The organism is Streptosporangium sp. H16, from assembly GCF_051918855.1.
Lineage (GTDB): Bacteria > Actinomycetota > Actinomycetes > Streptosporangiales > Streptosporangiaceae > Streptosporangium.
This window is the reverse complement of the sequence record NZ_JBPXMD010000004.1, coordinates 213,994-226,926: the sequence shown is the minus strand read 5'-3', so window position 1 is coordinate 226,926 and position 12,933 is coordinate 213,994. Positions and strand designations below refer to the sequence as shown.

Here is a 12,933-nt window from a genome sequence, read left to right as displayed (position 1 = left end):
TCTCCTGTCCGTCTCGTCGAATCAACGGGTCGCTGGGCGCTCGAACCGTCATGGGAGGTAGCTGAGCCGCCAGCGCCCGCCGCGCCCGGTGAGCGTCACGCGGGCCAGCGGCGCGACGTCGACGCGCCAGAAGGCCTGGGCAGGGGCGCCGAGGGCGTGGACGACCGCGGCGCGGATGACCGCCGGGTGGGTGACCGCGACGGCCCTGCCGGGTGCGCGGACGGCGAGCCAGCCGGACACCCTGGCCAGGAGCGCGGTGACCGGCTCCCCGCCGTGCGGCGCCGCGCCGGGGTCGCCGAGCCAGGAGGCGAGCGCCTCGGGTTCCGCGGCCTCGACCTCGCCGAGCGTCATCCCGCTCCAGCGGCCGTAGTCGCAGTCGGCCAGCAGCGGGTCGTGCTCGGCCCGCAGGCCGAGCGCCGCCGCCGTCTGGACGCAGCGCAGCTCGGCGGGGCAGGCCGCGGGACCCGGACCGAGGTCCCGCGCCATCCCCTCGGCCCGGCGCAGGCCGCGTTCGTCGAGCGGTTCGTCACCCGGGAACGCGGCCCGTACCGTCGCCGAGGTGGAGGCGTGGCAGACCAGGAGCAGGCGGGTGACCCCCGAGGGGGTCGTCACACCGGGCCGCGCCTGCGGGCGGCGAAGGCGAACAGCGCGCCGACGCCGGCCCAGAAGACCACCTGGGTTCCCATGGAGGCGACCCGGAAGTCCCACAGGAGGTCGGCGGGGAAGCCCCGGGGCACCTCCGAGATTTCCGGCATGAGGATCCAGGCCGCGACGACGGGGACCAGGAAGGTGGCGCCCGCCGACAGCCAGCGCACCCACGGTTCGCTCCGCGAGGCGTAGCGGTGGGCGGCGGTGCCGGCGGCGACCGCGAGGATCCCGATGACCACCGCGACCAGGTACAGCACAGTGCGCTGGCCGATGGTCTCCGGGTCACCGACGGCCGGCGGGTTGGCGGGATATTTCATGAATGGGATGAGGACGATGGCGATGAACGCCGCGGTGGCGAGGGTGACCGCGAGCACCGGCTCCGATCGGGGTCCCACCCGGCCGCGTACGGCCGCGTAGACGAGGGAGAACAGGCCCCCGACCGCCAGGCCGTACAGGCCGAGGGCGAGGAAGAGCCCAAAGCGCTGCCCGTCCCTGCTGACCAGGGCCTCCTCCTCGTCGTGGGAGTGGGCCGCGGCCCCGGTGTCGTCGTGTGATCCGGCCGGGGAGGCGGCCGCGGCCGCCTCCTCCAGCGCGATGGCCCGGTCGATGCGCGGTTCGCCGACGGTGTAGGCGAAGACGGCCGCGAGCAGCCCTGCGAGCAGTCCGACGACGAGGCCCCGGACGATGAGTTTGGTGATCACCTGTGGCTCAGTGGCACGGCACGCCGAGCAGGTGACGCCCGTCGTGCATGAGTTCGTGCAGGTAGTTCCCCGCCTGTGAGATCGCTCCCTGGTCGAAGGTGACCAGGTAGGCGAGGAGCAGCAGCACCGGTGCGGCGAGCAGCCAGCGGGTGAGCGAGGGCCATGGGATGGGCTGGGTGTGCGGTGCCGAGATCTGGCTCACGGCCACCTCCTCCGGGATTACGCGTCCCTTTTCGTAGGTCGGTGGCGGCCGAGTGTGACCTGGCTTCCGGCTCCTGGGAGCCGGTTACAGTGGCGCGACCGCACCGGAGTCTCACCGGATTTCCCTCGCACCGCCACAAAGCACCCGGAACGTATCCCGGTTCTCCGTCCCCCGTCAATCCGGGTGTCCGGTTCGACGGGCTCCGGCCGTCACGGGGTCCGGGCATGCCGAGGCATGACGAGGCATGACGAGGCATGACGAGGGGGGAGGTGGCCCGGCCGGCCACCTCCCCCCTCGCGGGAGTCACTGCTCGCCGGTCAGCGCCGTCACCAGCTCCGCGGCGGTACGGCAGCGGTCGAACAGCTCGCCCACGTGGGCCTTGGTGCCGCGCAGCGGCTCAAGGGTGGGGACGCGCTGCAGCGACTCGCGGCCGGGGATGTCGAAGATGACCGAGTCCCAGGAGGCCGCGGCCACCGACTCGCTGTACTGGCTCAGGCAGCGGCCGCGGAAGTAGGCCCGGGTGTCGTTGGGCGGCACCTCGATGGCCCGCTGGACCTCTTCCTCGGTGACCAGGCGCTGCATGCGGCCCCGGGCGACCAGCCGGTTGTACAGGCCCCGGTCGGGGCGGATGTCGGAGTACTGGAGGTCGACGAGCTGCAGGCGCGGGTGCGACCAGGGAAGGCCGTCACGGGTGCGGTAGCCCTCCAGGAGCTCCAGCTTGGCCACCCAGTCGAGCTCCCCGGACAGCTGCATCGGGTCCTCCGCCAGGCGGGTGAGGACCGACTCCCAGCGCTCCAGGATGTCCTTGGTGGGCTCGTCCAGGCCGTTGGCGCTGCGCTCCTCGGCGTACTTGCGGGCGAGCTCCAGGTATTCCATCTGCAACTGCACCGCGGTCAGCTTGCGGCCGTCGCGCATGGAGATCTCGTACTTGAGCGTGGGGTCGTGCGAGACCGCGCGCAGGGCCTGGACGGGATTGTCCACGGCCAGGTCGCGGGTGAAGTAGTTGTCCTCGATCATGGCCAGGACGAGCGCGGTCGACCCCAGCTTCAGGTAGGTCGAGATCTCCGACATGTTGGCGTCGCCGATGATGACGTGCAGGCGGCGGTATTTCTCCGGGTCGGCGTGGGGCTCGTCCCGGGTGTTGATGATCGGCCGCTTGAGCGTCGTCTCCAGGCCCACCTCGACCTCGAAGAAGTCGGCCCGCTGGCTGATCTGGAAGCCCTCGCCCCGGGAGTCCTGGCCGATGCCGACCTTGCCCGCGCCGGTGACGACCTGCCGGGAGACGAAGAACGGCGTCAGGTGCCTGACGATGTCGGCGAACGAGGTGGCCCGGCGCATGAGGTAGTTCTCGTGGCAGCCGTAGGAGGCGCCCTTGTTGTCGGTGTTGTTCTTGTAGAGCTGGATCGGGGCGTTGGCCGGCATCGCCGAGGCGCGGACCGCCGCGTCGTGCATCACCCGCTCGCCCGCCTTGTCCCAGATCACCGCCGCCCGGGGATTGGTGCACTCGGGCGTGGAGTATTCGGGGTGGGCGTGGTCGACGTACAGCCGGGCCCCGTTGGTGAGGATCACGTTCGCCAGGCCGAGGTCCTCGTCGGTCAGCTGGCTCTGGTCGGCCACCTCCCGCGCGAGGTCGAACCCCCGTGCGTCCCGCAGCGGGTTCTCCTCCTCGAAGTCCCATCGCGCGCGCCGAGCCCTCGCGGCCGAGGCCGCCAGATAGGCGTTCACGACCTGAGAGGAGGTCACCATCGCGTTGGCCCCCGGCTGTCCGGGCACGGAGATGCCGTACTCGGTCTCGATGCCCATCACCCGCCGTACCGTCATGCGCACCCTCTGTTCGTCAGGGACTGATTCTCTCCGTGGTATCTATTCCCGACCCTAGACCCTTCACTATGCCCGGTGGTCGGACAGTTATGGCACCGAAGCCTTTTCGCCCGTTGCGAGGGGGATCGAGGAGAGCGCGGGGAGCTGTGACGGGGACGGGGATGCGGCCCTTCTCCGCCTCCTGGACTTGACGAACTCCTGAAGCGGGCGCTCGGCCAACCGGTACACCAGGTAGGAGAACGCCATCGCGGCCAGCACGGTGACCAGCGCGGTCAGCGGGGGCGGCAGCACGTCCCGCAGCGCGGGGATGATCAGGACCGCGGCCGGGGTGTGGAACAGGTAGAGCGGGTAGGTGAGCGCGCCCAGGACGACCAGGCCGCGCCAGCGCAGCCACCCCAGCCAGCCGAGCGCCACCATCGCCATGAGCACGTAGAAGCCGATCACGGTGGCGGCCACGGCCCACTCGGGCACGGGCATCGCGGCGTAGCCGACGTTCTCGATCCGCCCGGCCACCCGGTCGATCGCCGCGTTCACCGCCAGGCCGCCGCTGATCCCGGCGAGGCACCACAGGACGAGCCTGGGGCCGAACTTCGTCATCAGGAAGAACGCCATGCCGCCGACGAAGTACGCCGCGTACTTGGGCATGACCACCAGGTCGACCCAGGCCTCCTCGCTCCCGGCGAAGAACCCGGCCGCCAGCAGCCAGACGCCCATGAAGGCCAGGCAGCGGTTGAGCGTCACCCCGACGATCACCAGGATCGAGATCAGCACGTAGAAGCGGAGCTCCACCCACAGCGACCAGTAGACGCCGTTGGCGTCGTAGACGCCGAGGGCCCGCTGGAGCATCGTGAGGTTGATCCCGTACTCGCCGAGGCTGAGCTTGGGGTCCAGGGCCGTGGCGGCGGTCAGCCCGTAGACCGCGGCGGTGACGGCCACGCTGACCCAGTAGGCGGGAAAGAGCCGCACCAGCCGGGAGAGGGCGAACGCCCCCAGGCCCCGCCCCCAGATGCTCATCAGGATCACGAAGCCGCTGATCATGAAGAACAGCTCGACGCCGAGGATGCCGAGCCCGGAGAGGGTGGAGATCGCCGGGAACAGCTCGGCCGGGCGGTCGCCCCACACCGAGGCGAAGGCGATGAAGTAGTGGAAGGCCAGCACCGCCATGGCGGCGACGAAGCGCAGGAGGTCGAGCTCGGCGAGGCGGCCGCCTCCCCAAGGCGCCTCGCGGGACCCCGCGCCGTTCACCGGGCGGCCGGGCCGGAATGTTCACGCACGCCACTTGGACGGCGTCTCGATCATTCGGGTTCCCTGTGACGGCCGTCTATTTCCGTTCACTTCAGGGACGGGTGTGAAAGGAGATACGGACTCGTAAGGACGAAAATGGATAAAATCGGACAAGGTTTATCGACTGTCGACGCCGCACCCTCGACGAGGGTTTCGGGAAGACGCCGGCGGCGCGGCCCCCGGGAGGGGAGCCGCGCCGCCGGTCACACGTGGTTACAGGTACTGACCGGTGTTGGCCACCGTGTCGATGGAGCGCCCGGCCTCGGTGCCCTGCTTGCCCGTCACGAGGGTACGGATGTAGACGATCCGCTCGCCCTTCTTGCCGGAGATGCGGGCCCAGTCGTCGGGGTTGGTGGTGTTGGGCAGGTCCTCGTTCTCGGAGAACTCGTCCACGCAGGCCGCCAGAAGGTGCTGGATCCGCAGGCCCTTCTGCCCGGTCTCCAGGAACTGCTTGATCGCCATCTTCTTGCCGCGGTCGACGATGTTCTGGATCATCGCGCCGGAGTTGAAGTCCTTGAAGTACAGGACCTCCTTGTCGCCGTTGGCGTAGGTCACCTCGAGGAAGCGGTTCTCCTCGCTCTCGGTGTACATCCGCTCGACGACCCGCTGAATCATGCCGGAGATGGTCTCCTGGCGGTTGGCGCCGTGCTCGGAGAGGTCCTCGTCGTGCAACGGGAGCTCGGGGATGAGGTACTTGGAGAAGATGTCCTTGGCCGCCTCGGCGTCCGGCCGCTCGATCTTGATCTTGACGTCCAGGCGGCCGGGCCGCAGGATCGCCGGGTCGATCATGTCCTCGCGGTTGGAGGCACCGATCACGATGACGTTCTCCAGGCCCTCGACGCCGTCGATCTCCGACAGGAGCTGGGGAACGATGGTGTTCTCGACGTCGGAGGAGACGCCCGAGCCTCGGGTCCGGAAGATCGAGTCCATCTCGTCGAAGAACACGATCACCGGGGTGCCCTCGGAGGCCTTCTCGCGAGCCCGCTGGAAGACCAGGCGGATGTGCCGCTCGGTCTCGCCGACGTACTTGTTGAGAAGCTCGGGACCCTTGATGTTGAGGAAGAAGCTCTTGCCGGACTGGCCGGTCTTCTCCGCGACCTGCTTGGCCAGGGAGTTGGCGACGGCCTTGGCGATGAGCGTCTTGCCGCAGCCGGGCGGCCCGTAGAGCAGGACGCCCTTGGGCGGGCGGAGCTTGTGCTCGCGGAAGAGGTCGGCGTGCAGGTACGGGAGCTCGATGGCGTCCCGGATCTGCTCGATCTGCCGCATGAGCCCGCCGATCTCCTCGTAGGAGATGTCGGGCACCTCCTCCAGGACGAGCTCCTCGACCTCGGACTTGGGGATGCGCTCGTAGACGTAGCCCGAGCGGGGTTCGAGCAGCAGGGAGTCGCCCGCCCGGATCGGCTGGTCCATCAGCGACTCGGCGAGTTTCACCACCCGCTCCTCGTCGGCGTGCGAGATCACCAGCGCGCGCTGGCCGTCCTCGAGGAGCTCCTTGAGCATCACGATCTCGCCCAGGTCCTCGAAGCCGAGGGCCTCGACCACGTTGAGCGCCTCGTTGAGCATGACCTCCTGGCCCCGCTTCAACGACTCGACGTCCACCGCGGGACTCACGTTCACCCTGAGTTTGCGGCCACCGGTGAAGACCTCCACCGTGCCGTCTTCCCTGGTTTCGAGGAACACACCGAACCCGGACGGCGGTTGCGCCAGCCGGTCTACCTCCTCCTTCAAGGCGACGATCTGGTCCCTGGCCTCCTTGAGGGTGGCCACCAGACGCTCGTTCTGGCCGGTTACGGCCGCGAGGTTCGCCTGCACGTCATGGAGACGCTCTTCGAGAATCCTGGCCTGCCGGGGAGACTCCGTCAGCTTCCGACGCAACGCGGTGATCTCCTCCTGCAGGAAGGAGACCTGTGTTGTGAGGTCGGCGACCTCCCGTTCGCGCTGCGCGGCACGAGCCTCAGCGTCGTCGCGAGCTGCCACGGCGTCACCTCCTTCCCAGTCGAGACCGACTACTCAAAACCCTACCCATCTAAGGGCTGTCCCTTACCTGGCTGAGCAGTGTTCATATGACTACATTAAGTGCGTGATGATTAATCCTTTTTGGCGCTTTTAGTCCTAGAAGTATAAGAACACGAAGGTCTGCTTCCGTGTCACGCTCCCACGGACCGTCGTGGCCGAATCGTCATCATGTGGCGGAAGACGTGGAAGTCGTGGACTCCTCCCCATTGGCCCCCTTCGCCGGACGTCTACGTCGAGGTGGTGGCGTCACCCCGTCGGCCATGCGACGGGCCGTGACCAGGAACCCGGTGTGGCCGACCATCCTGTGGTCGGGCCGTACGGCGAGTCCCTCGACATGCCAGTCACGAACCAGGGTCTCCCACGCATGGGGCTCGGTGAAACTCCCGTGCTCCCGCAGAGTTTCGACCGTACGCGAGAGCTGGGTTGTGGTCGCGACATAACAGCAGATCACCCCGCCTGGGGTGAGAGCCCGGGCCGCGGCGTCCACACATTCCCAGGGGGCGAGCATGTCCAGGATGATCCGGTCGACGTCGCTCTCGTCGAGATCGTCGACGAAGTCGCCGACCACCAGGCGCCACTGCTTCATCGGGCCGCCGTAGAACTTCTCCACGTTCTTGGTGGCGATCTCGGCGAAGTCCTGGCGCCGCTCGTACGAGGTGAGGGTGCCCTCGGAGCCGATGGCGCGCAGCAGGAAGCAGGTGAGCGCGCCGGAGCCGACGCCCGCCTCCACCACCCGGGCGCCGGGGAAGATGTCGGCCATGGCCACGATCTGGGCCGAGTCCTTGGGATAGATCACCGCCGCGCCGCGCGGCATGGACAGCGTGTAGTCCTGGAGAAGGTGCCTGAACGCCAGATACTGGGTACCGCCGGACGAGCGCACCACCGAGCCCTCAGGCTGACCGATCAGCTCACTGTGCGGGATTCCGCCCTTGTGCGTGTGGAACACGCCGTCTTCCTTCAGCGTCACCGTGTGGCGCTTGTTCTTGGGGTCGGTGAGCTGCACCTGATCCCCGGCCTGAAACGGCCCATGCCTGCGAAAACCCATGACCGCAAGGTTATCGGCGCGCGGCGGTGTCCTCGGACGGCCGGGGGTGCCCCGGACCCGGTCGCGCGGAGGGAAGCGAGGGGGGAAGCGAGGGGGGAAGCGAGGGGGAGCGGAATCCCGTGAGACGGGGACGGCAGGGGGAGTGGCGGCGAGGGCGGGGGCGGAGGTGATCCACGAAGCACCGCAAAATGCTGCAAAACGATTCGCCCCCCAGGACGGCGCCTGGTAGCTGTTGTGGTGTGTTCTCCCATGACGTGATTCCGGCCGGCCCCGTCGTCCTGAGGCCGCTCGCCCCCTCCGACGCCGAGGCGATCGTCCGCGCCTGCGCCGACCCGGAGATCATCCGGTTCATCCCCCCCATCCCCGTGCCGTACACCCGGGACGACGCGCTCCAATACCTGGAGCAGACCCGGCAGGAGTGGCAGGCCGGAGGGGCCCCGTTCGCGATCGCGGACGCGGGGACGGACGAGTGGCTGGGCAACATCGGCCTCATGGCCCGTCCCCGTGGCACCACCGAGATCGGCTACCTGGTCGCGCCGTGGGCGCGGGGCCGCGGGGTGGCCACGGCCGCCACCGCCGCGCTGACCCGCTGGGGGCTCGAGCACGGCGCGAAGCGCGTCGAACTGCTCGCCAACGTGGAGAACCTGGCCAGCCAGCGGGTCGCCCTGGCCGCCGGTTTCCGGCGCGAGGGCGTGCGGCGCGGGGCCGAGGAGCAGCGGGACGGCACCCGCCACGACCTGGTGGCCTTCGCGCGCCTGCCCGGGGACTCCGGCGAGCGCGTGACGCCCCTCCTGCCGGAGTTCCCCGGCGGCTCGCTGACCGACGGGGTCGTCCGGCTCAGGCGGCTCACCCTCGCCGACACCGCCGACTACCTGGCGATGCGGAACCTGCCCGACATCATGAGGTACAGCGTCCCGCCCGAGCCCTCCACCTTCGAGGAGGCCGAGGAGCGGTGCCGCACCGCGGGCGCGAACTGGCTGGCCGGTACGGGGGCCGAGATCGCGATCCTGGACGCCGCGACCGGCGCGTTCGCCGGGGACATCCAGCTCAGCGGGGTGATCCCCCCGCTGGGGCAGGCCATGACGGGCTACAGCGTGCTGCCGGAGTTCCGCGGCAGGGGCTTCGCCGCCAGGGCGGTGGACCTGCTGGTCGGCTGGGCCTTCGAGCACACTCCCCTGGCCCGGATCATCGCGGGCACCTCACCCGGCAACATCGCCTCGCAGCGCGTGCTGGAGCGGGCGGGCTTCACCCGGGAGGCCCTGCTGCGCGGGCTGCTGCCCGGCCCCGGCGGCACGCGCCTGGACGACCTGCAGTGGTGCCGCCTGCGGAGCGACGCCCGGCGCTAGCCGTACACCGCCGTACGCCGCCGTCCAGGCCCGGCGTCCCCTGGACGCCGGGCCGGGTCTCAGTCGGCGCCGAAGCGGGCCCTGAGCTTGGCGTAGGCGGCGTCGGTGCCCTGCAGTGCCCGGTCGATGTCGGCGTCGGTGTGGGCGGCCGACAGGAACCAGTTGTGCCAGGGGTGGAGGTAGACCCCCTCCTGCAGGCAGGCCTCGGCCCAGAACATGCCCTTGTCCAGCGTCGCGTCGCCCTCGAAGGAGAGCCACGGGATCTGGACCGGCCCCGTCTGATTGACCGTGAAACCGTGGGAGGCGGCCTGGGCGGCGAGCCCCTCGCGCAGGCGGGTGCCCGCGCGCTCCATCAGCGCGATGCCGTCGACGGCGCGCAGCGTCTCGATCGTGGCCTTGGCCGCGGCCATCGGGGCGGCGTTGAACCAGAAGGAGCCGGTGGAGTAGAGCGTCTGGGCCGGCCCCCGCAGGGAGTCCACCCCGGTGACGGCGGCGATCGGGTGGCCGTTGGCCATGGCCTTGCTGAAGGCGTACAGGTCGGGGCGCACGCCCAGGGGCTCCCAGGAGCCGCCCAGGTCGATCCGCCAGCCTCCCCGCACGTCGTCGATCACCAGCGCGGCGCCGATCCGGTCGGCCAGGGCCCGCACCCCCCGGGCGAACTCCGCGGCGGCGAGCTCCTGGTCCTCGAACGAGTCGTGCTTGAACGGCGTCACGATGATCGCGGCGACGTCGCCCTCCGCCTGAGCCGCGGCGGCCTCGACGCTGGCGAGGTCGTTGTAGGTGAACTCGACCAGGTCCGCGCGCTCGTTGGGGGTGGTCCCCGCCGTGCCGGGCGTGCACCACGGGTCGGACCCGTGGTAGGCGCCGTGCGCCATGAGGACCTTGGTCCTGCCGGTGGCGGCGCGGGCGACCATCAGCGCCTGGGTGGTGGCGTCGGTGCCGTTCTTGGAGAACATCACCCAGTCGGCCTGTGGGACGGTCTCCACCAGCAGCTCGGCGAGCTCCACGTAGACGGGACCGGGGCCGTTGAGGCAGTCGCCCGCGGCGAGCTGGGCCGCGACGGCGCTCTCGACGGCGGGATGGCGGTGGCCGAGCACCACGGGCCCCCAGGAACACATGAGATCGACGTACTCGCGCCCGTCGGCGTCACGCTGGCGGCACCCCTCGCCCCCGACGAAGAACTGCGGGTAGGCGGGACCGTGCAGGGCCGCGTTGAGATGGCCGTACATGCCGCCGGGGACGACCTTGGCGGCCCGCTCCCTGAGTTTGGCGTCGATGGACATGCGTCGTCCTTTCACGTCTGGGTTCACGTCTGGATGCGTTCTGGCGGTTCGGCACCGCTCCCGCCGCCCTTTTCCGGCCCGGAGGTCACGGGCGGCGGGGTCACTTCTCGTCTCGGAGCTCCCGTGCCCCGTCCAGGCCCGCGTCCGAGCCGAGGCCCCTGGCGACGCGGGCGGCCAGCGCGGTACCGAGCCGGGCGGCGCCGGCCACGTCGCGGCCGTCGACCAGACCGGCGATGAACCCCGCGCAGTAGGCGTCGCCGCACCCGGTGGTGTCGACCACCGGCACGTCGAGGGCGGGTACGCGGGTGAGGCCCTCCGCGCCGGCGATCAGGCTCCCGTCCGCGCCGAGCGTGACCAGGACGGCCGAGGGGCCCTCCGGCAGCAGGGCCAGCAGGGACAGCGCTGCCTCCTCCACGTCGCCACCCTCGCCCGCGCCGCTCATCAGCAGCGCCTGTTCCTCGTTGGGCAGGAGGTAGTCGACGTGCGGCAGGAAGCCGCGCACCCCTTGCATGAGGTCGGGCATGTTGGACAGCAGGTCCATGGTCACGATCGTGCCCGCCGCCCGGGCCTCGTCCAGCAGCGCGTAGAACACGGGGTCGTACAGGCCCCAGGTGACGTCCATGCCGCCCAGGTGCACGACCCGCGCGCCGAGGACGGCCTCGCGGGCGACGTCGGCGGTGGACAGGCCCAGGTTGGCGCCGGGCACGTGGAAGGACGGGCGGCCGCCGTCGGGACGGATCGGCAGGATCGAGGCCGCGGTCTGCTCCCCCGGCCTGCGGACGATCCCGGTCACGTCGACCCCGCGCCGCTTCATCATCATGACGAGCAGGTCTCCGAGCTCGTCGTCGCCGATCGCCCCCACCGAGGCCACCGGGACACCGAGCGCGGCCAGATCGACGGCGGTCGCGGCGGCGGCGCCCGCGGCGGTGACACGGATCTGCTCCAGCAGGTGGGTGTCCTGCCCGGCGGGGATCGACTCCACCGGTCTGGCGAGCACGTCCACGATGTGCACGCCGAGGGTGACGACGGTCATAGTGAGTCCTCCTCGTGTCTTCAGCGGATAATAGACGGGCGCCCGACTAAAATGTCAACGAATCCATTCGAAAGGGACAAGGTGCCGAAGATCGTCAATCACCGCGAGCGCCGCGAGGAGGTCGTCGAGGCCGCGCGGCGCATCATCCTGCGCGAGGGGATCGAGGCCGCCACGACCAGGGCCATCGCCAGGGAGGCCGGTTACTCCAACGGTGTGCTGACCCACTACTTCGCCGACAAGGACGACATCATGCTGTCGGCGCTGCGGTCCTCGCACCGGCGCATCGTGGAACGCCTGCGCGGCAAGCTGGCCGGTCTCACCGGGCTGGCCGCGCTGCGCGAGCTCCTCCTCGACAACCTTCCGCTGGACGACGAGCGCGCCGCGGAGAGCGGCTTGGAGATCGGCTTCTGGAGCCGCAGCATGACCAGCCCGGCGATGCTGGAGGCGCAGCGCGCCGAGGCAGAGGAACTGCGCTATCTGGTACGCAGCCTGCTCGGCGCGGCGGCCGGCGGCGGGGAGATCGCCACCTCCGACGACCTCGACGACGTCACCGAGCGGCTGCTCGCCCTCGTCGACGGGCTGAGCGCGCACCACCTGCTCTATCCGGACAGGCTCGGCGCCGCGCGCCTGGAACGGATGCTCGACGCCGAGCTGGACCGCCTGCGCCCCACCGGCGGGTAGGTCCGGGCAACACCCTCAGGACAGCAGCGCGTAAAGCCGGTCGGCCACTCCCCTGGCGGTGGGCCGCTTGGCCGCGTCGCCGAGGCAGGCCTGGACCAGGTCCGACAGCTCGGGCTCCAGGCCCGGGTCGATCGACGGCGGCGTGCTGTTCAGCCTGCGCAGGGTCAGCAGCGGGTCGTGGGTGGGCAGTTCCCCGTAGAGCCCGTTGCCGCTCACCGCCCAGTGCAGCGTCGCGCCCAGCGACCACACGTCTCCCGCGGGGCTGGGGGTCTCCCCCTGCAGCAGCATGGGGTCGGTGAACTCCGCCGATGCGATGTCACCCATCCCGGTCACCGTCGCGCCCGGCGTCAGCACCTGCGACAGGCCCAGGTCCGAGAGCTTGCCGCCGTCGTCGGTGAGCAGCACGTTGCCGGGACGGATGTCGCGGTGGACGATCCCCTCCTCGTGCAGCGCCTGCGCCGCGTGGGAGACGCAGGCGATCGAGCGCAGCACCCGCTCGCGCGAGGGGCGCTCCGCGGGACGCGCCAGCGAGCCGCCCGGCAGATACTCCATCGAGTAGTAGAACACCCCGCCCTGCTGCCCGGCGTCGTAGAGCCGCACCAGATAGGGCGAGCGCACCGCGGCGAACGCCTTCAACTCCCTCGTGGCGCGCCGGAACGCGTCGTTCCCGGTGCCGCCCACCACCTTCACCGCGACCAGGTCCGCCTCGACGGGCAACCGTTCCGGCCGCTTCGCCACGTAGAACTCGCCGTGGTTGCCCGCCCCCAGTGAGCGGACGAACTCGTAGTCGGCGATGCCTTCCACCAACGGTCTCCCTCCATGCCCGCGCGACGTTCGCGACGACATTCGCCACACGGTAACGTCGCCCTCGAC

The 12,933-nt window shown here is 70.3% G+C and carries 12 protein-coding genes and 1 riboswitch; of the genes, 2 read left to right on the top strand and 10 right to left on the bottom strand.

What is annotated here, in order from left to right; translation table 11 throughout:
- Positions 1-48 precede the first annotated feature (48 nt).
- From ACTOQ2_RS09090 to ACTOQ2_RS09060, 7 genes are all read right to left on the bottom strand, one after another.
- On the bottom strand, positions 49-612 hold the full coding sequence (locus ACTOQ2_RS09090) for a histidine phosphatase family protein (RefSeq protein ID WP_440084888.1): 564 nt from the start codon (positions 610-612) through the stop codon (positions 49-51).
- The gene (locus ACTOQ2_RS09085; protein ID WP_440099222.1) at positions 609-1,349 is read right to left on the bottom strand and encodes a CbtA family protein; all 741 of its coding nucleotides are present in this window, start codon (positions 1,347-1,349) and stop codon (positions 609-611) included. Before ACTOQ2_RS09085 ends, ACTOQ2_RS09090 begins: the two co-directional genes overlap by 4 nt.
- A gap of 7 nt (positions 1,350-1,356) precedes the next feature.
- Complete coding sequence (locus ACTOQ2_RS09080) at positions 1,357-1,551, bottom strand: CbtB domain-containing protein (protein ID WP_440099221.1); 195 nt, start codon at positions 1,549-1,551, stop codon at positions 1,357-1,359.
- Positions 1,552-1,567: 16 nt separating this feature from the next.
- Positions 1,568-1,701, bottom strand: a riboswitch (adenosylcobalamin (AdoCbl) riboswitch).
- A 153-nt stretch (positions 1,702-1,854) separates the two neighbouring features.
- Complete coding sequence (dop, locus tag ACTOQ2_RS09075; protein WP_362686098.1) at positions 1,855-3,372, bottom strand: depupylase/deamidase Dop; 1,518 nt, start codon at positions 3,370-3,372, stop codon at positions 1,855-1,857.
- An 87-nt stretch (positions 3,373-3,459) separates the two neighbouring features.
- On the bottom strand, positions 3,460-4,617 hold the full coding sequence (locus tag ACTOQ2_RS09070) for an acyltransferase family protein (protein WP_440099220.1): 1,158 nt from the start codon (positions 4,615-4,617) through the stop codon (positions 3,460-3,462).
- A gap of 252 nt (positions 4,618-4,869) precedes the next feature.
- Entirely contained in the window at positions 4,870-6,633 is a 1,764-nt protein-coding gene (gene arc, locus ACTOQ2_RS09065) for a proteasome ATPase (protein WP_440066145.1), read from the bottom strand.
- Between the two features lie 205 nt (positions 6,634-6,838).
- Positions 6,839-7,717 (bottom strand): tRNA (adenine-N1)-methyltransferase, encoded by an 879-nt coding sequence (locus tag ACTOQ2_RS09060; protein ID WP_440099219.1) that lies wholly within the window; start codon positions 7,715-7,717, stop codon positions 6,839-6,841.
- 254 nt (positions 7,718-7,971) lie between these two features.
- Here ACTOQ2_RS09060 and ACTOQ2_RS09055 point away from each other — a divergent pair, with 254 nt between their 5' ends.
- Positions 7,972-9,063 (top strand): GNAT family N-acetyltransferase, encoded by a 1,092-nt coding sequence (locus ACTOQ2_RS09055; protein ID WP_440099218.1) that lies wholly within the window; start codon positions 7,972-7,974, stop codon positions 9,061-9,063.
- A 59-nt stretch (positions 9,064-9,122) separates the two neighbouring features.
- On the opposite strand, the gene ACTOQ2_RS09050 is transcribed toward ACTOQ2_RS09055, so the two are convergent.
- Together ACTOQ2_RS09050 and ACTOQ2_RS09045 are read right to left on the bottom strand one after the other, a co-directional pair.
- Entirely contained in the window at positions 9,123-10,346 is a 1,224-nt protein-coding gene (locus ACTOQ2_RS09050) for an aminotransferase class III-fold pyridoxal phosphate-dependent enzyme (protein WP_440099217.1), read from the bottom strand.
- A 100-nt stretch (positions 10,347-10,446) separates the two neighbouring features.
- Entirely contained in the window at positions 10,447-11,379 is a 933-nt protein-coding gene (locus ACTOQ2_RS09045) for a carbohydrate kinase family protein (RefSeq protein WP_440099216.1), read from the bottom strand.
- Between the two features lie 81 nt (positions 11,380-11,460).
- Between ACTOQ2_RS09045 and ACTOQ2_RS09040 the strand changes: the two genes are divergently transcribed.
- Positions 11,461-12,060 carry a TetR/AcrR family transcriptional regulator gene (locus tag ACTOQ2_RS09040; RefSeq protein ID WP_440066138.1) on the top strand — a complete coding sequence of 200 codons (600 nt, stop codon included), beginning with the start codon at positions 11,461-11,463 and terminating at the stop codon, positions 12,058-12,060.
- A 15-nt stretch (positions 12,061-12,075) separates the two neighbouring features.
- Here the strand turns inward: ACTOQ2_RS09040 and ACTOQ2_RS09035 are convergent, their stop codons facing one another.
- A complete protein-coding gene (locus tag ACTOQ2_RS09035) occupies positions 12,076-12,864 on the bottom strand; it encodes a serine/threonine-protein kinase (protein WP_440099215.1) in 789 nt (262 codons plus the stop codon).
- Between the last annotated feature and the right edge of the window lie 69 nt (positions 12,865-12,933).

Coding starts and splice junctions, on each gene's coding strand:
- dop (WP_362686098.1), bottom strand. CDS start 3,372: ATGACGGTACGGCGGGTGATGGGCATCGAGACCGAGTACGGCATCTCC.
- ACTOQ2_RS09045 (WP_440099216.1), bottom strand. CDS start 11,379: ATGACCGTCGTCACCCTCGGCGTGCACATCGTGGACGTGCTCGCCAGA.
- ACTOQ2_RS09050 (WP_440099217.1), bottom strand. CDS start 10,346: ATGTCCATCGACGCCAAACTCAGGGAGCGGGCCGCCAAGGTCGTCCCC.
- ACTOQ2_RS09060 (WP_440099219.1), bottom strand. CDS start 7,717: ATGGGTTTTCGCAGGCATGGGCCGTTTCAGGCCGGGGATCAGGTGCAG.